A 23,415-nucleotide genomic window follows, 5' to 3' on the forward strand; every position below is an offset into this window, starting at 1 on the left:
TAATGTCAGATACGCATTTGCATTTTAATACCGGGATTGGAGTCCAGAAGCCCAATAGTATTCGGAATAAGGATATAAGCTGCCCTTTTTGTGCTAGGGATGAGCTTACAGATATTATCGCGGCAGAGGATTCAATCATTTTATTGAAAAATAAATACCCTGTGCTTGAAAATGCTTATCAAACGGTTTTGATTGAAACGGATGAATGTGACAGCGAGCTGTCCGTTTATTCCGGGGAGCATTTAATCAGGCTCATTTCATTTGGCCTAAAACATTGGCTTGAGATGGAAGAAGGCGGGGAATATGAATCTGTTTTGTTCTTTAAAAACCATGGGCCTTTATCGGGAGGAAGCATCGCCCATCCTCATATGCAAATTGTCGGGCTGAAAAATATCGATTATAAGGAAAAAGTCCATGCAAGCGATTTTGAAGGGCTTCTCATCCATGAAGAAGGCGGCACGGTCTTCACGTTATCAACATCACCAAGAATCGGCTTCTATGAATTCAATGTCAAGCTTGCCGACGAGGATGAAATTCCCGCCTTCGCCAAATGCATTCAAGCTGCCGCCCATTATATTTTGAATGCCTTTCCTTTCCCAAGCAACAGCTACAATTTGTTCTTTTACAAGCTGGGCAAGGATATTTACGCAAAAATTGTTCCACGTTATGTAACCACTCCCATTTTTATCGGCTATAGCATTCCTCAGGTACCCAATAACCTGGAGTGGATGAGAGATGATATTAAATTACGCTATTTCAGCGGGGATTTTAAAAATAGGCCCTAATACACCTGAAGAAATACAGATATGGTTTTGCAGCAATGCCTATTAGGTTAAAATCATCATTTTGAAATTTCGGAAAAACTTGAAATAATATCCATTAGCTCTTTAGAAGTTGTGATTTATCTCTATAAAAAATATAATGAAATATTGTAGCGAGGAATTATAGGAAGTGCAAAAGGGAATTTCTCGATTTTAGCCCTCCTCTATTTCTTAAGCTGCTTCATATTCCGTTATGCCGGAAAAAATCCTTAAGGCAAATGGTTTTTGTTTTTAAAGGAGAATGATCATGACCTCAAATCGACATACACCTCCTAAGCTTGATTGGGGCTTAGTATTAATATTGATGCTTTTATTTTTAGTGAGCGCGATCTCGATTTACAGCGCCCAGACAACCGGGCAGTACACCGAAAATTTCCTCCTGAAGCAGATTGTCTGGTATATGGTTGGAACAGGGATCATTGCAGCGGTCATTACGCTTGATTCTGACCAGTTAAAGAAGATTTCCTGGTACGTCTATGGCTTGGGAATCCTGCTGCTGGGCTTTTTGATTATTGCTCCCAGCAGCATTGCTCCTGTTATTAACGGGGCCAAGGCCTGGTACAAGGTGCCTGGGATGGGCTCTTTGCAGCCGGCTGAGCTCGTTAAGGTGTTTATTATCCTTGTTCTGGCAAAAACGATTGATGACCATCATCAAAAAAATGCCATTAAAACGATGCAGACTGATTTATGGCTGCTCATTAAACTGGTTGGTTTAACCATGGTACCGCTCATGCTGGTTATGCAGCAGCCGGATTTGGGTACAAGCCTTGTTTTTCTCGCGATTATGCTCGGGATGATTTTCATATCGGGAATCAGCTGGAAGCTGCTGGCTCCCATTTTTGGCACAGGAGCAGCACTGGCCGGTACGATCTTTTATTTCGTCCTCTGGCATCCCGATATTCTTGAGAAGTATTTAGGGGTTAAGGAATATCAGTTTGCGCGTATTTATTCTTGGATTGATCCGTACAATTACCAGAGCTCAACAGGTTTCCAGCTCACCCGTTCTCTCCTGGCTATAGGATCAGGGGAAACAAGCGGCAAAGGGTATGGAACGAGAGAAGTATACCTGCCGGAAAGCCATACAGATTTTATCTTTAGTATTGTAGGCGAAGAGTTTGGATTTATAGGAGCAAGCATCGTAGTCAGCCTTTTTTTCCTGCTGATTTACCATATTACCAAGATTGGCATGGAAACAAAAAACAATTTTTATACCTACATCTGTGTGGGTGTAATTAGCATGGTCACCTTCCATGTCTTTCAAAATGTCGGCATGACTATTGGCCTTTTACCGATCACGGGCATCCCGCTCCCGTTCATTAGCTATGGGGGAAGCTCGCTAATGGGCAATATGCTGGCTATGGGGCTGATTTTCTCAATCCGCTACCATTATAAAAAATATATGTTCTCAACCAGTGATTAAACAGAAAGAGCGGGCTCAGAAGCCCGCTCTTCTTTATTCAATAACTCCTGTTTCAGATATCACTACATCGCATTTAACATCAAAGGTCAATTGCTTGTACTCATCTTCCCATTTATTAAAATCAAACTTTCTGTGTTGCTGTTTCATCTTTTGACCGAAGCCTAAAGGATCGATCCCAAGCTCCTGAAACCTTTTAAGCAGTTTTACGGACTCTCTTTCCACTTGATCCTCCAGTGTTTTCTCAACTTCCTTTATTATCTCAGGTGTTAAAGCTTTCCCGGTATATTCCCGGATAATTCCGTCAATTTCTATATTTATTTTCGCATGTCTATTTGAAACCTTGATTTTATGCTTTGATCTTATACTTTGAATAGCAGCACGAGCTTCTTCAGAAGTTTTAACATCAAAATTACCCTCACTGTACTTATCCACTAATAATTTAAAAAAGAACATCTTCTTAACAGGCAGTATATCTACTTCCTTATCATCCTTGAATAGGCTGATGCCAACTATTTCAACTTCATTCTGGCCTGCCTGCTTTAAACGCGGGAGGAAAAGATCTTTTCCTTTTTGATAAAAATCCCGGGCTGCCAGGTGAAGATTTGTTTTGGGGATGTCCCTTTTTTCAACATTATGGCTAATGAGATTATAGATATATGTGGAGTTTCCTCTTGTACCATATTCGCCCTTTAATAGATCTCCACTTTTTCCTTCTGAGGTTGCCAGAAATAATCTGGCACCGATGCTGGCATCCCTTTGAAAAGAATCAACAAGATCATAGATTCCCTCCTTCACAAGTTCAGGCCCGAAAATGGCAAGTTTTAAACCGCCTGTAACAACGGGTTCTGATGATTGTTTTGAAACATCTAATAGTAGGTCCTGCCTTAACTTACCTTCGCCGGAGTAAGTTACATTCTGCACGCTCTGATCGGGCTGAAATTGCTGAAATAGAACAGTCCCTTTATATCCTTCCCGATCATCGGCTTTGTCGTAACCAACTGCTACTTCAATATTGATATCATCGATAATTTCTTTTTCGACACACCCGGTTAGAAGGATGGCAACCAAAAGTAGTACTAACTTTTTCATCTCCTCTTCCCCTTTTTCTTCTTTACCTTCTTGGCTATCATAACTGCGGCAAAGAGCATTGGAATATAAATAAAGGTAAAAGCAAATCCCATTTTGCCAATATAGTCGTTAAGCATATTTATTTTCTCCCGGGTATCCAGGAAATTGATTAAAAACAGAACCGGACCAACAATGAAAAAAACGCCGATTTTTTGCCTGACATTCATAATTCTTTTAATAAGGCGTGAAGCAATCCATACGGAAATGCACACATTGGGCAGGATGATCAAATTCCAGTTGGCAATCCCGATATATTCAAATCGTTCCACAAAGGGCATCTCAACTATTTTCCACATGGCCAAGGTTGCCCATATCTGCTTTTGCAGCTGTTCTTCCGCAAAATAAGCAAAAGTGATGATTGCTAAAACAGTGTAAATGAGGGTCGTTGTCAAAACCGCCAAATGTGCCCACTTTTTGGATTTTTCTGGTTCTTTTATAAAAGGGTAAAAAAACAATATGATCTCAAACCCGATAAAGGTAAGCGACATATAATAGGATGCTGTCAGCACCTCTTTAATGGAATGGTCCAAAATGGGCAGGAGATTATAAAAGTTGGCGAATTTGATTGCCCATCCAAATGTCAAGAGCAGATAAGCAGGCAGGACAAGTCCGAAGAAAGCCATTCCGACAACAGTCCGAAACCCGCCAAAAATGATATAAACACACAGAATCATAAAACCAAAGGAGAACCAGAAAGTACTCATTTCCGGGAACATCCATACTTGAATTACCTCAATGAATGTCCGGACTACCGTTAAGCTGTATAAGGTAAAATAGCCGATAAAAATAGAGCTGAGCACTTTGCCGAAAAAATTTCCGGCAATATATTTATGTGCTGTGACAATATCTCCGTCTACTGTTTCGCCAATTTTATAAATCATCCACACAATGACATGGATGCACCCCCCTGCTAATAGAATGGACATCCAGGCATCATATCCCGCTTTCAGTGCGATAATTCGCTGATAGCCAAGGACCCCGATTCCAATTTGCATAGACATAATTAAATAAAAGACTAAAAAAGGTGATATTTTCAATCTGTCTGGAATTGGCTGCTCCTGCATCTGGTTCACCTCCGTTTCATGCTTGTTAACGGGCTGTATTACTTCTGGGTTCATACTTTCGTGTTATTCATCAATATCCTTTTTCTCTTGCGCCTTTTTCTTGCTAAAACGGAAAGGGTTTTTCGTCCTTAAAAATAATGGCCTCTTGGACTGTCTCTCGAATGGAAGCCTGATTAGTGCATCTTTCATATCTACTACACGAGGAGGATAAAGCGGCTCCAGAAAAGGCCTTCCGAGTGAAGTCAGCCGCACTAAATGGGTCAGCAGTAAACAGAAACAAAACACGATTCCCAGCAGCCCCCATAGCTCAGCAAAAAATAAGAAAGGGAAGCGGAGCAAACGGATTGTGTTGCCCATCCGGTATACAGGCGTCGTAAAGGAAGCAAGAGCAGCAAGGGCAACAATAATGAGGAGGACGTTACTTGTCAGGCCAGCCTCTACTGAAGCTGTCCCGATAACAATTCCTCCCACGATGCCGATTGTCTGGCCGACCTTCGTAGGCAGCCGGGCTCCGGCCTCACGAAGCAATTCAATTGTCAGTTCGAGAAACAAGGCTTCAAGAATAGGAGGGAGGGGAATTTCCCTCCTTGATGTAATTAAAGTACTCATCAAATCTTTTGGAATAAGCTCATAATGATATGATAAAGCTGCTACATATATAGGTGTAACAAGAATCGAAAAGGCAACCGCAAATAAGCGGATCAAACGGAAAAAGGAAGATAATATCCAATTTAAAAAATAATCTTCGAATGAACTAAAAAACTCAACAAGTGTTGTTGGCGTAATGAGAACATGAGGCGATCCATCCACTACAATGGCAACTTTCCCTTCAGCCAAAATTCCCGCAACCCGGTCAGGCCTTTCCGTATCAAGCAGCTGCGGAAAAGGGGAGTTCGAATTATCCGAAATGAGCTGAACAATGTAGGAACTGTCTGTTATGGCATCAAACTTTACATTTTTTAACCGCTGCCTGACAGTATTCACATTGTCTTCGTTTGTAATATTTTCCACATACAGCATCGCAACGCCTGTTTTTGACAAGCTGCCAAGAGTAAACTCTTCAATAATCAGTTCTTTTACGGGCAGCCGCTTTCGGATTAAATTCAAGTTTTGCCCGAGCGACTCGACAAACGCTTCCTTAGGCCCAATCACGGAAAATTCAACTTCCGGCTGGCTGATGGCCCTGACAATTTCTTTTTGTGCAGCTATAAAGCCGAAATGCTTGAGCTCCGTTTCAATTGTCAGCATCACATAACCGTTCATTATTTTCTGTTCAATTAAAGAAGGATCATCACAAATTTGGACATCGGCAACAGGGACAAGCAGTTTAATGTCCTCAATTTCCCGAAATTCCTCTCCCAGCAGATTGGGGAGAATGCCTTCTTGTATGATATTCTCATCCACTAAAGTAGCCATGAATGTAAGCCCAAAACGCACATTCGTTTTTTGGTTATAATAAAAAACTTTCTTGAAATCCTTGGATTTGATAAAGGATTGTTCCCATTCCTTGTGCTCAATATCCTCTTTAATTCGCTTATTCTTCAACCATCTTTTCATAGGAAAATCACCATCATTTTCGGCATTACGCTTATTGTTGCCGGTTTTGGAAAACTTATGAATGGCAGACAATAAAAAAGAGCCTATTTGGGGGGGGGGGAGTTCTTTGAAAAGGGAAACGGAGCAATATTTTTATTTTAAGGATCTGTTAATATGGCCAGTTGATTTCCGCTCCAGGTACTAGCTTTCCGCGCGGTACGACGCTCCTTCCACAGGACTTTGAATATGCTTCTTTGAACCGCACATAGGAAATGCGAATGCATTTTCGTGCCTTCCGCTCCAATCAGCAGGGTGCCCAAATCAAAAATAAGTTTTAACATGGCCTATTAAAAAAAGTAAATTTGCCCGCAAAAAAGGAACCTGCCCAAGGCAGGTTCCTTTATATATGAGCTCTCATAAAAAGAGGGGGTATTATGGGAGCGCAATCTCGAGTTTATTTTACTTCACAAAATATTTTTCAATATCATCCAGAAGCAGGTTTGCTGCAATGACACCGCCGGCTGTATTCCAGATTGTATCATTTACTTTATAAACATGGCCTTCCTGGGCAACCTTCAGGTTTTTGAATAATGGATCTTCAATCCATTCTTTTTCAAGCTGGCTTGCTTCGCCATCACCTGTCTCATAAGTAAAGTAGAATAGGATATCCCCATCCATGGCAGGGATGCGTTCTTTTGTAGCATTTTTCTCAGCAAAATCATCTACATCCTGGCTTTCAGGGCGGGCAAAACCGATTTGGTCAAGGATCACACCAGAGAAGGTATCTTTATGGTAGATGCGGACATCTCCAGCCATAAAGCGGACAATGGAAACTTCCTGATTTACTTTGTCACCAAGGCTTGTTTTGATTTCTTCGATGCGGCTGTCATAATCTGAAAGGACTTTTTTGCCTTCTTCTTCTTTATTAAGTGCTTTTGCGTAAAGCTCAAAGTTTTCTTTCCAGTCTCCGCGCAATGTTTCAGCAAAAACGGTAGGGGCAATGTCATTTAATTGATCGTAGATTTTTTCCTGGCGCATTTTGTTTCCGATAATCAGATCCGGCTGAAGGGCTGCGATTGCTTCGACATTAACTTCACTCTCTGTTCCAACTACCTGGACATCCTTCATGTCGTCTGCAATATGCTCATACCAAGGATCACCTGTCCAGGATTGAACGGCTCCTACTGGTGTAACACCCATTGATAAAAGAGCTTCGGTTCCTTCATTTGTAAGGATTACGACTTTTTCAGGACTTTTCTCTAGCGTTGTTGTTCCCATTGCGTGCTCAACTGTATAGCTTGTATCTTCTGTTTTGTTTCCTTCGTTTTCTTTTTCAGCAGCCTGATCATCTTGTTCATTGTTATTTCCGCATGCGGCCAAGAACAAGATAGTCAATACTGAAAAAATTGCAAGTAAAGATTTAAATTTCATAAGTGCATCCTCCAATATGTATTGTTAATGATAATCATTTTCATTTGACACCTTTATAATAAAATGGATTCTTCCATATGTCAACGGGTAAATGAAAATCATTTTCAATTATTTTTTAGAGACTTTTCTAATTAAATTTGGGAAACACCAGTCTATGGAAAATCATCTCATACTTTAAACGAGATGAATTGCCAGTGAAAATGATTTTCAAACTCATTGACAGCACATGAGTCTGTACAATAGACTGATATTGTAAATAAACCTTATAAAATAGAAGCTAGAAAGGTTTTCACTATGCTATTAAAAACGAACTCCCTAAGATGGGCAGGGCTTATTTTAGCTATAATCCTGCTATTAGTATTAATGTCTTTCAGTATTGTATACGGATATACGGACACAACCTGGAAGATGGCCATCAATGCGTTTACAGAATTTGATGGATCCAATGAACATATCATTATACAATCTGTCCGCTTCCCAAGGGCGTTAATTGCAGCTGCGGTGGGGGCAAGTCTGGCCATAGCAGGGGTATTGCTTCAGACACTGACAAAGAATCCGCTTGCTGCTCCCGAAATTTTTGGGATTAACGCAGGGGCGGGATTTGCTGTTGTTATCTCAGTCTCCCTTTTATCGATCAGCAATCTTCAGTTTTTTACTTGGATATCATTTCTGGGGGCTGCTGTCTCATTTATCCTCGTCTATATTATTGGTTCGATTGGGAGGGAAGGGTTAACCCCTATGAAACTGACGCTTGCCGGTGCGGCAATGAGTGCCATGTTTGCATCCATGACACAGGGATTTCTTGTTTTAAACGAGACTGCCCTTGAGCAGGTTCTGTTCTGGCTCGCCGGATCTGTATCAGGAAGGAAATTAGAAACTCTTATTGCGGTACTTCCATATCTCCTCGCAGGCTGGTTTTTTTCTCTGGCTATCGCGGGAAAAATGAACGTTCTTTCCATGGGAGAGGATGTAGCCAAGGGGTTGGGGTTAAAAACTGGATTGCTTAAGCTGGGTGCCGGTATTATTGTCGTTCTTTTATCCGGAGGGGCAGTAGCTGTTGCCGGCCCGATTGGCTTTCTCGGCATTGTCATTCCTCATCTTACACGCGCAGTCGTTGGCATTGATCACCGCTGGGTCATTCCTTTTGCAGGGCTTTTTGGCGGGATGCTCCTTTTAATCGCGGATATAGCAGCAAGATATATCATCATGCCGCAGGAGGTTCCTGTTGGGGTCATGACTGCTGTGATCGGAACTCCTTTCTTCGTTTACATAGCCAGAAGGGGGTTCAATCAATAATGAAAAAATACCATAACCTGCGCCTTTTTGGCGAAAGAGTTTCCTTCTTGATCAACCGAAGGGCACTTATGGTTTTTCTTATTCTAGCTGCTGCGGCGGCAGGCGTTTTTATCATTAGTACCGGGACGGGTGAAATGAAGATTGGCCCCCTGAAGGTTTTGCAGGTCTTCTTTGGCGGAGGCTCGGATATGGAAAGGCTCGTTATACAATCCTTCAGGCTTCCTAGAATTATCGTTGCCCTCATGGTAGGGATTGCTCTTGCGGTAGCGGGAGGCATTTTACAGGGGATGATCCGAAACCCGCTTGCCTCACCGGACATTATCGGAATAACAGGGGGTGCCTCTGTAGCGGTAGTCGGTTTTCTTGCTTTTTTTAGTGATGAAAACAATGCTTTAACCGTAAGTATAAATTGGATGCCTCTTGCGGCATTTGCGGGCGCTGGTATTGTAGCTTTTCTTGTTTATTTTTTAGCATACAAAGATGGAGTATCACCGGTCCGCCTCGTTTTGATCGGGATCGGCATCGCAAGTTTGATGAAGGCCTTGACTACTTTGATGATGGTTTTCGGCCCGATTTATCAGGCAAGCCAGGCAAATATTTGGATAACCGGCACTGTTTACGGTTCTAACTGGGGAAACGTCGCTATATTAGTGCCATGGACGCTTATCCTCTTGATTCTGGCATTTATTTTAGCCAGAAATGTCAATATCCAGGAGCTTGGGGATGAAATTGCCACAGGCGTCGGCAGCACGGTGCAAAAATACCGTTTCCTGCTTTTGATGGTGAGTACTGCTTTGATAGGCGGAGCCGTTGCATTTGCCGGCGGAATTGGCTTTGTGGGGTTAATGGCACCACATATGGCGCGCAGGCTGGTTGGTTCAGCTTTTGGCGCACTGCTCCCGGCTTCGGCATTGATCGGAGGAATCCTGGTTATGGCAGCAGATTTGATTGGCAGGACTTTATTTTCGCCTTTGGAAATCCCAGCCGGCGTCTTTACAGCCAGCATCGGTGCACCTTATTTTATTTATTTGCTTTTTAAAACAAGAAACTCATAACTTGGAAAAGCTTAAAAATTGTATGGAACAGGTAACTGGATAGCCTATATATATAGATATTTTTAAAAAAAGGAGAGGGCAAGCATGACAGCAGGGCAAGCGATCGCAACAAAAGATTTAACATTGTCTTACGGAGACACCATTATTATCAACGAGCTTAACTTGGAAATCCCTAAAGGGGAAATCACTGTATTTATTGGCGGGAACGGGTGTGGAAAATCGACATTGCTCCGGTCCATTGCCCGGCTGCTGAAGCCAAAATCAGGTGCGGTTTTATTGGAAGGGGAGGCCATTGCCCGGCTTTCGACCAAAGATGTCGCCCGAAAAATGGCTATTTTGCCCCAATCTCCTGCAGCTCCTGAAGGCCTGACAGTGCTGCAGCTGGTAAAACAAGGACGGTATCCGTATCAGACCTGGCTGAAGCAATGGTCAACAGAAGATGAACTAAAGGTTAGGAACGCCCTGAAAGCAACTGGCATGGAGGAATTAAAGGATCGAACGGTTGATTCCTTATCAGGGGGGCAGCGCCAGAGAGCCTGGATTGCAATGACACTGGCCCAGGACACAGATACTATACTGCTGGATGAGCCAACCACTTATTTGGATATGACCCATCAAATCGAGATTCTCGACTTGCTCTTTGAATTAAATGAAAAAGAGCAGCGTACGATTGTTATGGTACTGCATGACCTAAATTTAGCCTGCCGCTATGCACATAATATAGTCGCCATAAAAGAACAGAAAGTTTTTGCGCAGGGTAAGCCCGAACATGTCATCAATTGTGGATTAGTAAAAAATGTGTTTGGCATGGACTGCGAAGTCACGATTGATCCTTTATTCGGCACCCCGCTATGCATTCCATACGGAAAAGGAAGGTGCATCCTGAAAGGGCAGGGAATATAAGGATGATTAGGCTTACTAAAGAACAGGCGGATGCCCTCAGGCAATTTAGGCTCGTTTCAAATGCTGAAAACTCTTCTTTTTCTATAGAAACAAAAGAATTGCTGGACCCCGGTACAGTGGGGGAGTACCTGCTTAAACTTAAACAGCATATTGGTGCAGCTGATGAAAAGGTAGCTGCATCCATTCTTGTTAAAAGGTACGCGTTTCTGCCCGTGACTTATTTATATTGTATGACAGCTTGGAATTTGAAGCTGGATATATCGCATGAGAACCTATCCCTGGAAAGCCAAGAGAAGAATGGGTTATGGCTGCCAGGTTTTCGGTTTAAAAACCTTTGGGGTAAAGCTGCAGGAGCGGACAGAAACCAATGGAGAGAAGATGCTATTCGCTCCCTGTTCAGTATTCACGTGTTTCCAATTTTGGACAGTGTAGCAAAAGAGGCGAAGATTTCAAAGCTGATTCTTTGGGAAAATATCGTCATTTATCTATTCTGGCTTTACGAAACCGTCTTGCCAGAAGAACCCTTATTGGCAAGACAGGCTTCTGAAGATTTCAAGTTCATCATCGAAGAAGCATCTGGCGATTTGTTCGGACGTTATAATGAAAACCCGCTAAAACGGTATCATAACAAGAAGATCTTTGTTGAAAGCACCGGGAAAATGATCAGGCCTCGAAAAACATGCTGCTTTTCTTACTTGACGAACAGCGGCAAACGGTGCGGCACATGCCCTCAAGTTTGCAAAAACTTATAAAGGAGGAAACGTGATGAATGATAAATTAAAAGAGCAGCTGGACGGATTGCTTGGAAAATATACTGAACTCCTAATTGGCGAGAGTGATCCAGAACTAAAAGAAAAGGTCGAAGCCTGGGCGCTGTATTCCTTTATCGCCAAATCCATGCCTCCTTTAGCCAAACACTGGAACGATACATATCCTGATGCAAAAGAGGAAATGAAGGCTCTAATTGCTGAAATCAAAATGATGAATGAAGAATTGAGAAGCAAAAGATCAAATTAGGGGATTTAGCCTTCTTTAAATTCTTTCTGATAAGGCTGAAATTAATGGGTCCGTGCAGTTTTTCTATGCAGATGTACTTTTTTTGAAAATTTCCGTTATATTTACAAAACCCTTAATTTTATTTGCAACTCCTAAAAAAAAACCGCTGCAGGCATGATGCAGCGGTTTTCGTCTTTATTGCATTTGGCTATTTCCATACGGAAACTGATTGGAATAACCCTGGAATTGCTGATAAGATTGCTGAAGCTTCTGCTGGTCAGCAGCTTCAACTTTATACCAGCCTTTTTTGAACATAAGGTTATAAAGCTCTCTCTGCTGGTTTTGCGTTTCGTTAAAAACAGTCAGCATATCCTGGTAAAGGCTCTGGTGTCTTGCTTCATTCATAGCAACAGAATAAGCATTGGTCATATATTTTTCAGTTGATAGTAAGTCATTTGCAAAATCGCGGTCGTTCATTTGCGGAGTACTATTAACCTGCGTTTCAGGGTTTTGGATCGTATTTTGGTTTTGGTTCTGATTCTGGTTCATTCTTTTGTCCCCCTCTTATTGCATTCCCATAAAGTTTTGCTGATTTTGCTGGTTTAAATGGGTAAGCAGCTGCTCATAATGGCGTTGATGCATTTGTCCGCACTGGTCGAAATGTGTCTTCAGCTCTTGATCCTGGCATTGCTGTGCGTAAAAATGCGCCTTTTTAAATGCGAGAAGATTCCAGGAAAGCATATCCGTTAAATACAGGGAATCCTTAGTGGAAACAACGGCAGGAGGCTGCTGCATAATGCCCTGCTGATTTTGTATATTCATATTTTGCTGCTGCATGAGTAACCCTCCATTTTAATTGCCGGATATGATAAAAACGGCATGAGGAATAAAAAAGCATTTCTATTCGACCATATCATTCCTCTGAAGATCGTTTGCTATTCCATTGGAAGAGCATTTGATAATTTACCCTATAACCATATTGAAAAAGGAGTAAAAAAGGCTGACAGCAGCCAGCCTTTAAAAAAATGAATTAACAGGTTCCCAGCTTGGAGCACCGATAAGCAGGTGCGTTGGCTAGCCCGAAATTAACGTTTATATTGATTATTCTGGCTGTTCACCTTTTTGGGACCTTGCCTTTCGACAGTGGGGCCTGCATCACCCTGTACACTCGCCGCGCTAACTCCAGCTCTGGATGGATCCTTTTTCATTTTTCCCATCGTTCTTCACCTCCGTAAAAAGCAATCCTTCACTTCCAACCAGCAGATTAACGCGGCCGCTGATGGAAGTTTCCCTTTTAGAGTGTCCAAAAAGATCCTTATCCTTGCGCCTAATTGAACTAGGCAGTTATCTTGTCTATTTAAAAAAATTCAAAACATTTTCAAATTTCCGCTTAAAATCATTGCGTAAATTTTGCAAATATTTTATAGTTATAACTAACAGGACTCATTCAGATCAAATCAGATGGATATTTTTTTTGATAATAAAATGAATGAGTGTTCATTCAAAAAGCCAAAAGGGGGAAATAAAGTTGATCCAACAAATTAAAAAAGCGGCAGTTTTGGGCTCCGGAGTGATGGGGTCAGGAATCGCGGCGCACCTGGCTAATATCGGAATACCAACATTATTGCTGGATATCGTACCTCGTGAACTAACAGATGCTGAAAAAGCAAAAGAGCTTACCCTTGAAGATAAAGCGGTACGAAACCGCATCAGTGAAAGCAGCCGCCAAAAATTATTAAAGCAAAAACCTGCTCCTCTTACCTCCAAAAAGAACCTTGCCCTGATTGAAGCAGGCAACTTTGATGATGATATGGAACGCCTTAAAGATGTCGATTGGGTAATCGAAGTTGTAGTGGAGAATCTGAATATCAAAAAACAGGTTTTCGAGAAGGTGGACCAGTACCGGAAGCCTGGAAGCATTGTCAGCTCGAACACTTCAGGAATCTCTGTTGAAGCAATGTCGGAAGGCCGCTCGGATGATTTCCAGAAGCATTTCCTTGGCACACACTTCTTTAACCCGCCACGATACTTAAAGCTCTTGGAGGTAATCCCTACTAAAAACACGGACCCTGAAGTGATGTCATTTATGAAGCAATTTGGTGAGGACGTACTGGGCAAAGGTGTTGTCGAAGCAAAGGATACGCCAAACTTTATAGCAAACCGGATTGGTACTTATGGACTTTTGGTAACTGTACAGGAAATGCTGAAAGGCGGCTATAGCGTCGGTGAAGTTGATTCTATTACAGGCCCGTTAATTGGAAGGCCGAAAAGTGCAACATTCAGAACGCTGGATGTGGTAGGCCTTGATACATTTATACACGTTGCGGGCAACGTTTATGAGCAAGTGGAAGGAAAAGAGAAGGAAGTATTTGAAGTGCCAGGCTTCATGAAGGCCATGCAGGAAAAAGGCTGGCTTGGAAGCAAGTCCGGACAGGGATTCTTCTTGAAAAAGGGAAAAGAAATTCTTGAGCTTGATCCGGAAAGCCTGGAATACGGACCCCGCAAAAAGCTTAAAACAGCTTCAGTAGAAATGAGCAAGCAGGAAAAAGGGACTGCAAGAAAAATGAAAGCGCTTGTATATGCGGATGACCGCGCCGGCCAGCTTTTATGGAATATACTTAGTCCCGCACTTCTTTATTCAGCTCAATTGCTGGGTGAAATTGCAGACGATGTAATAGCGATTGACCGTGCGATGAAGTGGGGATTCGGCTGGGAACTTGGCCCGTTTGAAACATGGGATGCAATTGGTGTAGAAAAGTCAGTACGGAAGATGGAAGAATCCGGTGAAGAAGTGCCTGCATGGGTAAAAGACATGCTCGAAAAAGGCATCACTTCTTTCTATAAAGAAGAAGAGGGCCAGCAGTATTTCTATCACAATGGCGAATATAAATTAATGGAAGAAAATCCAAAAGTGATCAACCTAAAGCAGCTTAAAAAGCAAAAGGGAGTTATTAAAAAGAATACTGGCGCAAGTCTTATCGATCTTGGCGATGGCGTTGCCCTTCTGGAATTCCATTCTCAAAGCAATGCCATCGGGCTTGATATTATCCAAATGATTAATTTTGCGGTTGATGAAGTGGAGAGAAATTATAATGGCCTTGTCATCGGGAACCAGGGCAAGAACTTCTGTGTAGGTGCCAACCTGGGAATGATCCTGATGGAAGCGCAGGATGACAATATTTACGAGCTTGATATGGTAGTCCGCCACTTCCAGAATGCCATGATGAAAATCAAATACAGCTCCAAGCCGATTGTTGCTGCTCCGTTCGGAATGACGCTAGGCGGAGGGGCAGAGGTTTGCCTGCCTGCAGCACATATCCAGGCTTCAAGCGAAACGTATATGGGGCTTGTTGAAGTAGGTGTCGGGCTGATTCCAGGTGGAAGCGGCAACAAAGAACTATATATTAAGCATCTTGAAAGCATGCCGAATGGTGTGGAATTTGATCTTCAAAAGGTTGCCAATAAAGTATTCGAATCAATCGCTATGGCAAAGGTTTCCGCTTCAGGTGAAGAAGCCCGCGATAATAACTTCCTAAATATTGCCGATGGCATCAGCGTGAACGGAGACCACCTCATCCATGATGCAAAGCAGGCAGTCCTTGCTCTACATGAAAAAGGCTACAAGCCGCGTGTACGCAAGAAGGTGCCGGTTGTCGGGGAAACAGGATATGCAACCCTGCTGCTTGGTGCACATGCCATGTTCCAATCAGGCTATATTTCCGAGCATGATTTGAAAATCGCGAAAAAACTCGCATATGTGATTGCTGGCGGTAAATTGCCATACGGAACGGAAGTAGATGAACAATACTTGCTGAATCTTGAACGTGAGGCCTTCTTAAGCCTGGTAGCTGAGTCAAAGTCACAGCAGCGTATGCAGCACATGCTTTTAAAAGGAAAGCCTTTACGCAACTAATAAATAGATTTCAACATTGGTAGAAAGAGAGGGAATAAAATGAGAGAAGCTGTAATTGTTGCAGGGGCCCGGACACCGGTCGGGAAAGCCAAAAAAGGTACGCTTGCGAATGTTAGGCCGGATGATTTAGGTGCGCTTGTTGTAAAGGAAACTTTGAAACGTGCGGGGAATTACGAAGGAAATATCGATGACTTGATCATTGGGTGTGCAATGCCCGAAGCAGAACAGGGCTTAAATATGGCAAGGAATATCGGAGCGCTTGCAGGACTGTCCTACGAGGTTCCGGCAATTACGATCAACCGGTATTGCTCTTCAGGCTTGCAGTCAATCGCTTATGCAGCTGAAAAAATCATGATCGGCCATGCAGATACGATCATCGCTGGCGGAGCAGAATCGATGAGCCTTGTACCAATGATGGGGCATGTAGTCCGCCCGAACGCCAGATTGGCGGAAACCGCTCCTGAATATTATATGGGCATGGGCCATACAGCAGAAGAAGTTGCCAAGAAATATGGCATTTCACGACAAGACCAAGATGCTTTTGCCGTAAGAAGCCACCAAAGGGCAGCAAAAGCCATCCAGGAAGGCCGATTTAAAGATGAAATCATTCCTGTAGATGTCATTTTACGATCTGTAGGAAAAGACAATAAGCTAACAGAAAAAACAATTCAATTCAGCCAGGATGAAGGCGTGCGCCCTGAGTCAACAGTTGAAACGCTAGGCAAGCTTCGCCCTGCATTCTCTGTTACTGGTACGGTTACAGCAGGAAACTCTTCACAAACAAGTGATGGGGCTGCAGCGGTAATGGTAATGGATCGTGAAAAAGCAGAATCATCAGGATTAGAGCCGATGGCTAAATTCAGAAGTTTCGCAGTAGGCGGAGTTCCTCCTGAAATCATGGGGGTCGGACCAGTTGTAGCAATTCCTAAAGCGCTTAAGCTTGCAGGGCTTGGGCTTTCGGATATTGGTTTATTCGAATTGAATGAAGCGTTCGCATCCCAATCCATCCAGATTATCCGCGAACTGGGGTTGGACGAAGAAAAAGTAAATGTTAATGGCGGAGCGATTGCCCTTGGCCACCCGCTTGGATGTACGGGTGCAAAGCTGACTTTATCCCTTATCCATGAAATGAAGCGCCGAAACCAGCAATTCGGTGTCGTTACAATGTGTATCGGCGGCGGTATGGGCGCAGCTGGAGTATTTGAGCTTCTTTAATAATTTAAGGCTGTTTTCGTAAAATTTGTTGCTTTTCAACTGCTAACTAAGTTTAACTACCTGGGTTGATTACAGCGGAGGGGACTTAATCCTCGAAAATGATCCGCATTTTCTTACGACGAGGTGTTTATTCGAGGAAGCTGATTCAATGTCCTGCGTGAATAGAGGGAAGTGGGGGGCCCCGTTCAGACGAAGCCGGGGAGGCTCCCACTCTCCCCGCGGGTTCGCTTAGTGCCCGCAGCGGAAATCAACGGCACATTCATAAGCTAAAACAAAAATCTATGAGTAAAGAGTCAACTTAAAAAATAACGGAGAAAAGCCTCCACAGGCTTTCTCACCAATATAGAATGGAGGAAATATAAAATGGCAAATCAAACTGATAACCTAATTAAAGGCGGAAGCTTTTTAATCGAAGATGTTTCCTATGATCGTATGTTTACACCTGAAGACTATACAGATGAGCAGGTTATGATTGCTAAAACGACAGAAGACTATGTTGTAAATGAAGTAGTTCCGCAGATCGAGCATTTGGAAAACCATGAATTTGACCGTTCAGTTAAGCTGTTAAAGCAAGCTGGTGAGCTTGGCCTTTTAGGAGCGGACGTCCCTGAAGAATACGGCGGGCTTGCATTGGATAAAGTCAGCTCTGCCCTAATCGCTGAAAAAATGGCGCGTGCCGGCGGGTTCTCCATCTCCCATGGTGCACACGTAGGGATCGGTTCCCTTCCAATCGTACTTTTCGGTAACGAAGATCAAAAGCAAAAATACCTTCCTGCATTGGCGACAGGTGAAAAGCTGGCTGCATACGCATTGACTGAACCAAGCTCCGGTTCAGACGCCCTAGGTGCAAAAACAACTGCAAAACTGAATGCAGAAGGCACTCATTATGTTTTAAACGGTGAAAAGCAGTGGATTACAAATGCAGGCTTTGCAGATGTATTCGTTGTATATGCAAAGATTGATGGAGAGCACTTCTCCGCTTTTATTGTTGAAAGAGAATTCCCTGGTGTATCTGTAGGGGCAGAAGAAAAAAAAATGGGTATCAAGAGCTCTTCTACCCGTACATTAATCCTTGAAGACGCCCAAGTACCTAAAGAAAACCTGCTGGGCGAGTTCGGCAAGGGCCACGTGATTGCTTTTAACATCTTAAACATCGGACGTTACAAGTTGGGAGTAGGTGCTGTAGGCGGTGCAAAGCGTGCATTCGAACTAGCTGTTCAATATGCAAACCAGCGCCAGCAGTTCAAAACACCTATCGCCCAGTTCAACCTGACGAAAGAAAAATTCGGAACAATGGCTTCCAAAATCTATGCAGCTGAAAGTGCAGTGTACCGTACAGTAGGTTTATTCGAAGACCGTATGAGCAAGCTGACTGATGAAGAAGTGAAAGATGGTAAAGAAGTGGCTAATTCAATTGCTGAATATGCCATTGAGTGCTCCATGAATAAATTCTTCAACACGGAAGTTCTTGACTATGTGGTAGATGAAGGCGTTCAAATCCATGGCGGATACGGATTCATGGCTGAGTATGAAATCGAAAGAGCATACCGCGATTCCCGCATTAACCGTATTTTTGAGGGCACAAACGAAATCAACCGTCTATTGGTGCCTGGCACATACCTTCGCAAAGCATTAAAAGGCGAACTTCCATTATTCCAAAAAGCTCAAGCACTGCAGGAAGAGCTCATGATGATGATGCCTGAAGAGCCTGGCGATGAGCCATTGGCACAGGAAAAATATTTAGTGAAAAACGCGAAGAAGATTGGCTTGCTTGCTGCTGGCTTAGCTGCTCAGAAATACGGAAAGGCTCTTGATAAAGAACAAGAAGTTCTTGTAAACATTGCTGATATTATTTCAAATGCATATGCAATGGAATCAGTAGTTCTTCGTACAGAAAAGGCCATTGAAAAAGCGGGCCTTGAAAAGAGCAAGCAAAAGCTTCTTTACACACAAATTTTCTGTCAGGAAGCGTTCAACAAAATCGAGCAGGATGCTAAAGAAACGCTAGTTGCGGTTGAAAATGGCGATGCTCTTCGGATGATGATATCCGCGCTTCGCAAATTTACCCGCCACACGCCAATCAATGTTATTGCTAAAAAGCGTGAAGCAGCCGAGAAGCTAACTGGCGCTGAACGTTACGTCGTTTGATCATAAATTTGCCCCCTTCCCTGTGAAGGGGGCTTTCTGTTGGCTCTGTTAAAGCTATTGTTGATTTTGGCACTGTGTTGATCAAAGCGGAAGGCGTGAGATTCCTCGAAAATCCATTTCGCATTTCCTTCGTGCGGAGTTTAATAAAGGATGCTCTTTCAAAGTCCTGCGGAAAAGTCGGAAGCCCGTGGAAGCGTAATGCCTGCAGCAAAAGTCAACACTCATGATTAACAGAGCCAATCTTTTTTAGAAATTTAATCTGCCGGCAGGAACCTGAAGAAAAATGTCGAATATTATCTTGGTGTTCATTGTTATGAATTGTTATCCATTTATGGTAGTATTCAATTAAAAGGCAGCAATTTTTTTAGAAGACAAGTCTACCCTTCTGAAGCCAGATAGTGTCTAGCTCCACAGGGAATGCTTCGGCAGCATAAACCTCGCACGACTAAAAGCGTTAGCTTTTAGGAGGAGGCGCCATCTGCTCGAGGTCATAAGCCAATCCGTCAAGAAAGTAAAAATCAACCTTCATGCCGGCTCGTCTTTATGCTTGTCGCCGATAGGCAGGCGCCTTGCGCTTTTCTAGTAAGCCTGGATATGCTAACATTGGGTGGTGAAAAAATGGCGTTGACTTTTTACTGGTATCCCAAATGCGGGACATGCCGGAAAGCCAAGAAATGGATCGATGAACATAACTTGTCTTATGAAGAAGTACATATTGTGGAGAATCCGCCTTCACGAAGCGAACTAGAAACGCTTTATAAGAACAGCGGATTGGACATAAAAAAATTCTTTAATACGAGCGGCCAGAAATATAGGGAGCTTGGCTTGAAGGACAAGGTGAAGAACTCTTCAGAAGCAGAGCTGCTTGATATTTTGGCAACAGACGGCATGCTGATTAAGCGTCCGGTTCTGACAGACGGCCAAAAGGTAACAGTCGGCTTCAAAGAAGAGGATTATGAAAAGGCATGGCTATCTTAAGGACTGTATTATGCTCCTTTAGGCCATCATGAATGAAGCGATCGATTTTACGATCATAAATTGAAATATAAAAAGTGGAGGGATACATTATGAGCACACCTAAAGAATTACGTTATTCAGAAGAGCATGAGTGGGTAAAAACAGAAGATGGGAAAGTCCGCATTGGGATTACGCATTTTGCGCAATCAGAACTTGGGGACATCGTATTCGTTGAGCTTCCTGAGGTTGGCGATGAGCTAACTGCAGACGAGCCTTTCGGAAGCGTTGAATCTGTTAAAACAGTTTCTGAGCTATACGCACCTGTCAGCGGAAAAGTAGTTGAAGTTAACGAAGACCTTAACGACAGCCCTGAATTCGTAAACGAATCTCCATACGAAAAAGCGTGGATGGTCGTTGTTGAGCCTTCAGACTTAAGCGAAGTTGACAAGCTTATGACTGCTGAGCAATATGAGGAAATGACAAACGAAGATTAATTTACTGAAAGGCTGTTTTCGTAAAATTTGTTGTTTTTGATGGATCACTTAGTATAACAATCTGAGTTGATTGTAGCGGAGGGCGCTTGACTCCAGCGGGAAGAGAGGGAAGTGGGAGACCCCACAGGCGAAGCCGAGGAGGCTCCCATTCCTCCCCGCGGGTTCGCTTTAGTGCCCGTAGGGGAAATCAACGGGCAGAATTCATAAGCAAAAACAACAATTTATGAGAAAAGAGCCTACTGAAAAACCGGTTCAATATGAGCCGGTTTTTTTGCTGTTGAAATAACCCCCTTGCCTTTAATTGCTATATTTCTTTTTAAGAGATAGGGCAAAACTATGAGTACGAAAAGGCATGAAAGGATTGGTTACCATGACATTGAAACAGCAAAAAATCGATATTACAGACCGGGTTGTCGGCAAGCTGAAAAATAACCAAATTGAGCTTTACCTAGAAAATGAAAAAATAGGCCAAATAAGCCTGCCTGAAGGCTCTTCTTTTAATTTGGATCATCATTTCCAAACTGACCAGCAAAAAATTTATCAGAACGTTTCCGTTACAGATGCTGCGCAAGCGCGCTACACTGACTGTGACGAAGGCGGCTGGTGCTAACTTCGTAAACAGCGGGAGTATTTCCGCTGTTTATTTAATATGCTAAAGCAACAGGGAAGTGCATACATTGAGTAAATGAGGTATCTGAAAAACCGCGCCAGATTAGGACACAAATTGCGGAAACCGGTTCATGAATCCGGAAAGCTGCAAATAAATTGCGGAAACCGGTTCATAATCTTGAAATTGGTGAATAAAGTCCCCTGATTAGTTCATAAATCCGAAAAGTGGGTACTTATATCCGGAATTCGGTACAAAAAATGAAAAATTGAACATAACATCAGACAATCAGCCCTATTAGCTGAAAATAAGCGATAAATTTCGAAACGTGTAAGATTAAGTTAAACTTGAATTCACTCTAAAGAACGAATTATAGTTTAAAAACCAGAGCCAGTAGAATGATTATTTTACTCAAAAAGCTTTTCTGTACCAACAAAGGGCATCTAATATAATAAATCAGCACGATTCTTCCGCTCAAAATAGGCAGGAGATTCACACCTTAATCGAGAATAATGAATATATTGGGATAAATACCAACTGCTTTACCGTTTTTTGAAAATAAAGCATTTCAGCTTCAAAATAACTCCTTTCAGGTGATGACGATGAATGAGGCAATTCCGGAAAAAGTTATTATTGTTGAGGGAAAGTCGGATAAAACGAAGGTTAAAAATATCATAAGAGAGCCGGTTGAGATTATTTGCACCAACGGAACAATCAGTATTACGAAGCTGGACGAATTAATTGACACACTGTTTGATAAGGATGTATATATATTGGTGGATGCTGACTCAGCAGGGGAAAAGCTGAGAAAACAGTTTAAAAGGGAGTTTCCCGAGGCAGAGCACCTATACATCGACAGGATGTATAGAGAGGTAGCCACAGCTCCGGAACATCATTTGGCTACGGTTTTGCTGGGAGCCAATATTGACATTTACACACAGTACTTAGATAGGTAAGGATGATAAAATGCAGGAATGGTCGCAGCATGAGATTGAGGAAGCGGTAAATGGGCAAAAAAACGCTCTTTTATATTTGTATACTCCTATGTGCGGAACCTGCCAAATGGCAGGCAAGATGCTAGCTGTAGCAGCTGAATTGCTGCCGGAAAATGAAATGGGGAAAGCGGATTTAAACTATTTGCCGGAAATCGCTGAACAGTGGGGAGTCGAAAGTGTCCCTTGCCTCATCATCTTTAAGGAAGGAAAAATCCACGAAAAGCTCTATGCCTTCCGATCTGTTCCCTATTTATTGGAAAAGATCAGGAGTATATAGGTGCCATCATTCTAGATCGCGGTACCGCCGAATATTGTCAAAAGCCAGGTGTTCAGTGCATCTGGCTTTTTATTGTTTAAAATCAGGGAAGACTCACTCTTTAAAATAACCTCGGTTATTCCAAAAGCTGGGGCTACGCACTCGTATTCCCTATAACTGCTTCATTGGATCTGATCGGATCTCTTTACTTTTTCTTCGTATTTAGAAGCTACAATAAGACAAAAGCTGCGAATCCTGCAGTGAAAGCAGTGTAAATTTGACATATTTCTCGGGAAATAAAAGGCGATGCCTGTTAAAAAAGGGGTATTGTCTTTTTTTATGCTTGTATTTGTCGAAGAAAAATAAAAGGACTGTAAAACGTAAGTACTGAATATAAAAGGGAGAGACCTGTTAGGAGAGGTGAGGCTATGGAAGATTTAGCAGATGTATTTGTCAGGGAGAATCAAACTAAAGGCCATGTAGGATATTTATTAAGAAAATCCACTTTTTCTTTGATTATCCAAGCGGGAAATATAAAGATACCTCTGCAGATTTCTAATGGGGAAATCAAGAAAGTCAGCCGAATAAAAAAATTTGATATTATGATAACCGGTTCAGAAGAAGCCATTCTTTCAATAATTGCCGGCAAGGTCAAGCTTAGAGAAGCCCTATCCCGGAAAGATATAGCAATAGAAGCTACCTTCAGAAAAAAACTTCTGCTTGAGTCCTTTTTCTGTTTGGGCAGGATTTCATATGAAAACACTTGACCATTTTTTAAAAAGTATGATAGTATCACCTTAACTTTAAATTGACTGAATATTCTTATCAAGAGAGGCGGAGGGACTGGCCCGACGAAGCCCGGCAACCGGTGGTTTACACGGTGCCAAATCCAGCAGAGCAATATGGCTCTGGAAAGATAAGGAGAGATGGTAGATCCCTCTTCTTGTGAAGAGGGTTTTTTCGGCTCTTCTAAAGGGAAGTTCAAAAAGTCCAGGAAAATAGAAGTCCTCCTTTTTGAACCTGAATTTATTTTATTGGCTGTGTTAAAGCTAAACGGATTTTGGCACCCTGTTGATTGGAGCAGAAGGCGAGAGATCCTCAGAAATCCATTCGCATTTCCTTCGTGCGCTGTCTATTCGAGGATGACTATTCAATGTCCTGCGGGAGGAGCGTGTCAAAG

The 23,415-nt window shown here is 42.6% G+C and carries 23 protein-coding genes and 1 riboswitch; of the genes, 16 read left to right on the forward strand and 7 right to left on the reverse strand.

Translation table 11 applies throughout. The annotated features are described in order from the left end of the window. Nucleotides 1–2 precede the first annotated feature (2 nt). Complete coding sequence (locus DFO73_RS10150; RefSeq protein ID WP_110064667.1) at nucleotides 3–785, forward strand: DUF4931 domain-containing protein; 783 nt, start codon at nucleotides 3–5, stop codon at nucleotides 783–785. Nucleotides 786–1,068: 283 nt separating this feature from the next. Then, entirely contained in the window at nucleotides 1,069–2,241 is a 1,173-nt protein-coding gene (locus tag DFO73_RS10155; protein WP_110064668.1) for an FtsW/RodA/SpoVE family cell cycle protein, read from the forward strand. Between the two features lie 33 nt (nucleotides 2,242–2,274). Here DFO73_RS10155 and DFO73_RS10160 read toward each other — a convergent pair whose 3' ends face one another. The 4 genes from DFO73_RS10160 to DFO73_RS10175 form a co-directional block, all read right to left on the reverse strand. Further along, nucleotides 2,275–3,330, reverse strand: coding sequence for a Ger(x)C family spore germination protein (locus tag DFO73_RS10160; protein ID WP_110064669.1), 1,056 nt, complete (start codon nucleotides 3,328–3,330; stop codon nucleotides 2,275–2,277). After that, nucleotides 3,327–4,433 carry a GerAB/ArcD/ProY family transporter gene (locus tag DFO73_RS10165; RefSeq protein WP_110064670.1) on the reverse strand — a complete coding sequence of 369 codons (1,107 nt, stop codon included), beginning with the start codon at nucleotides 4,431–4,433 and terminating at the stop codon, nucleotides 3,327–3,329. The genes DFO73_RS10160 and DFO73_RS10165 overlap by 4 nt, the downstream gene beginning before the upstream one ends. Nucleotides 4,434–4,496: 63 nt before the next feature. Then, nucleotides 4,497–5,990, reverse strand: coding sequence for a spore germination protein (locus tag DFO73_RS10170; protein WP_110064671.1), 1,494 nt, complete (start codon nucleotides 5,988–5,990; stop codon nucleotides 4,497–4,499). A gap of 438 nt (nucleotides 5,991–6,428) precedes the next feature. Next, nucleotides 6,429–7,400, reverse strand: coding sequence for an ABC transporter substrate-binding protein (locus tag DFO73_RS10175; protein WP_110064672.1), 972 nt, complete (start codon nucleotides 7,398–7,400; stop codon nucleotides 6,429–6,431). Between the two features lie 294 nt (nucleotides 7,401–7,694). Between DFO73_RS10175 and DFO73_RS10180 the strand changes: the two genes are divergently transcribed. The 5 genes from DFO73_RS10180 (at nucleotide 7,695) to DFO73_RS10200 (ending at nucleotide 11,671) form a co-directional block, all read left to right on the forward strand. Then, complete coding sequence (locus tag DFO73_RS10180) at nucleotides 7,695–8,696, forward strand: FecCD family ABC transporter permease (RefSeq protein WP_110064673.1); 1,002 nt, start codon at nucleotides 7,695–7,697, stop codon at nucleotides 8,694–8,696. Then, nucleotides 8,696–9,751 carry a FecCD family ABC transporter permease gene (locus tag DFO73_RS10185; protein WP_110064674.1) on the forward strand — a complete coding sequence of 352 codons (1,056 nt, stop codon included), beginning with the start codon at nucleotides 8,696–8,698 and terminating at the stop codon, nucleotides 9,749–9,751. The genes DFO73_RS10180 and DFO73_RS10185 overlap by 1 nt, the downstream gene beginning before the upstream one ends. Before the next feature lie 84 nt (nucleotides 9,752–9,835). Continuing rightward, nucleotides 9,836–10,654 carry an ABC transporter ATP-binding protein gene (locus DFO73_RS10190; protein WP_110064675.1) on the forward strand — a complete coding sequence of 273 codons (819 nt, stop codon included), beginning with the start codon at nucleotides 9,836–9,838 and terminating at the stop codon, nucleotides 10,652–10,654. A 2-nt stretch (nucleotides 10,655–10,656) separates the two neighbouring features. Further along, a complete protein-coding gene (locus DFO73_RS10195) occupies nucleotides 10,657–11,406 on the forward strand; it encodes an IucA/IucC family C-terminal-domain containing protein (protein WP_110064676.1) in 750 nt (249 codons plus the stop codon). A gap of 13 nt (nucleotides 11,407–11,419) precedes the next feature. After that, nucleotides 11,420–11,671, forward strand: a complete 252-nt coding sequence (locus DFO73_RS10200) for a YusU family protein (protein WP_110064677.1) — start codon at nucleotides 11,420–11,422, stop codon at nucleotides 11,669–11,671. A 174-nt stretch (nucleotides 11,672–11,845) separates the two neighbouring features. On the opposite strand, the gene DFO73_RS10205 is transcribed toward DFO73_RS10200, so the two are convergent. The 3 genes from DFO73_RS10205 to DFO73_RS10215 all read right to left on the reverse strand — a co-directional run bounded on the left by DFO73_RS10205 (nucleotide 11,846) and on the right by DFO73_RS10215 (nucleotide 12,867). Continuing rightward, the gene (locus DFO73_RS10205) at nucleotides 11,846–12,199 is read right to left on the reverse strand and encodes a spore coat protein (RefSeq protein WP_110064678.1); all 354 of its coding nucleotides are present in this window, start codon (nucleotides 12,197–12,199) and stop codon (nucleotides 11,846–11,848) included. A gap of 15 nt (nucleotides 12,200–12,214) precedes the next feature. After that, nucleotides 12,215–12,487: a hypothetical protein gene (locus DFO73_RS10210; protein ID WP_110064679.1), complete on the reverse strand. Its 273-nt coding sequence runs from the start codon at nucleotides 12,485–12,487 to the stop codon at nucleotides 12,215–12,217. A gap of 248 nt (nucleotides 12,488–12,735) precedes the next feature. Continuing rightward, the gene (locus DFO73_RS10215) at nucleotides 12,736–12,867 is read right to left on the reverse strand and encodes a YuzL family protein (RefSeq protein ID WP_110064680.1); all 132 of its coding nucleotides are present in this window, start codon (nucleotides 12,865–12,867) and stop codon (nucleotides 12,736–12,738) included. Nucleotides 12,868–13,181: 314 nt separating this feature from the next. Here DFO73_RS10215 and DFO73_RS10220 point away from each other — a divergent pair, with 314 nt between their 5' ends. The 9 genes from DFO73_RS10220 to DFO73_RS10260 all read left to right on the forward strand — a co-directional run bounded on the left by DFO73_RS10220 (nucleotide 13,182) and on the right by DFO73_RS10260 (nucleotide 23,002). Then, nucleotides 13,182–15,563, forward strand: coding sequence for a 3-hydroxyacyl-CoA dehydrogenase/enoyl-CoA hydratase family protein (locus DFO73_RS10220; protein ID WP_110064809.1), 2,382 nt, complete (start codon nucleotides 13,182–13,184; stop codon nucleotides 15,561–15,563). Nucleotides 15,564–15,602: 39 nt separating this feature from the next. Beyond that, complete coding sequence (locus DFO73_RS10225) at nucleotides 15,603–16,778, forward strand: acetyl-CoA C-acetyltransferase (RefSeq protein WP_110064681.1); 1,176 nt, start codon at nucleotides 15,603–15,605, stop codon at nucleotides 16,776–16,778. A 363-nt stretch (nucleotides 16,779–17,141) separates the two neighbouring features. Further along, complete coding sequence (locus DFO73_RS10230; RefSeq protein WP_110064682.1) at nucleotides 17,142–18,926, forward strand: acyl-CoA dehydrogenase family protein; 1,785 nt, start codon at nucleotides 17,142–17,144, stop codon at nucleotides 18,924–18,926. A 618-nt stretch (nucleotides 18,927–19,544) separates the two neighbouring features. Continuing rightward, on the forward strand, nucleotides 19,545–19,904 hold the full coding sequence (locus tag DFO73_RS10235) for an arsenate reductase family protein (protein WP_110064683.1): 360 nt from the start codon (nucleotides 19,545–19,547) through the stop codon (nucleotides 19,902–19,904). 89 nt (nucleotides 19,905–19,993) lie between these two features. Further along, a complete protein-coding gene (gcvH, locus tag DFO73_RS10240; RefSeq protein ID WP_110064684.1) occupies nucleotides 19,994–20,377 on the forward strand; it encodes a glycine cleavage system protein GcvH in 384 nt (127 codons plus the stop codon). 370 nt (nucleotides 20,378–20,747) lie between these two features. After that, complete coding sequence (locus DFO73_RS10245) at nucleotides 20,748–20,987, forward strand: YusG family protein (protein WP_110064685.1); 240 nt, start codon at nucleotides 20,748–20,750, stop codon at nucleotides 20,985–20,987. 599 nt (nucleotides 20,988–21,586) lie between these two features. Beyond that, nucleotides 21,587–21,940 (forward strand): toprim domain-containing protein, encoded by a 354-nt coding sequence (locus DFO73_RS10250; protein ID WP_110064686.1) that lies wholly within the window; start codon nucleotides 21,587–21,589, stop codon nucleotides 21,938–21,940. 10 nt (nucleotides 21,941–21,950) lie between these two features. Further along, the gene (locus DFO73_RS10255; RefSeq protein ID WP_110064687.1) at nucleotides 21,951–22,256 is read left to right on the forward strand and encodes a thioredoxin family protein; all 306 of its coding nucleotides are present in this window, start codon (nucleotides 21,951–21,953) and stop codon (nucleotides 22,254–22,256) included. A gap of 407 nt (nucleotides 22,257–22,663) precedes the next feature. Then, complete coding sequence (locus DFO73_RS10260; RefSeq protein ID WP_110064688.1) at nucleotides 22,664–23,002, forward strand: hypothetical protein; 339 nt, start codon at nucleotides 22,664–22,666, stop codon at nucleotides 23,000–23,002. Nucleotides 23,003–23,054: 52 nt separating this feature from the next. Continuing rightward, nucleotides 23,055–23,158, forward strand: a riboswitch (SAM riboswitch). Nucleotides 23,159–23,415: the final 257 nt, after the last annotated feature.

Source organism: Cytobacillus oceanisediminis, from assembly GCF_003182355.1.
GTDB lineage: Bacteria > Bacillota > Bacilli > Bacillales > Cytobacillaceae > Cytobacillus > Cytobacillus oceanisediminis_A.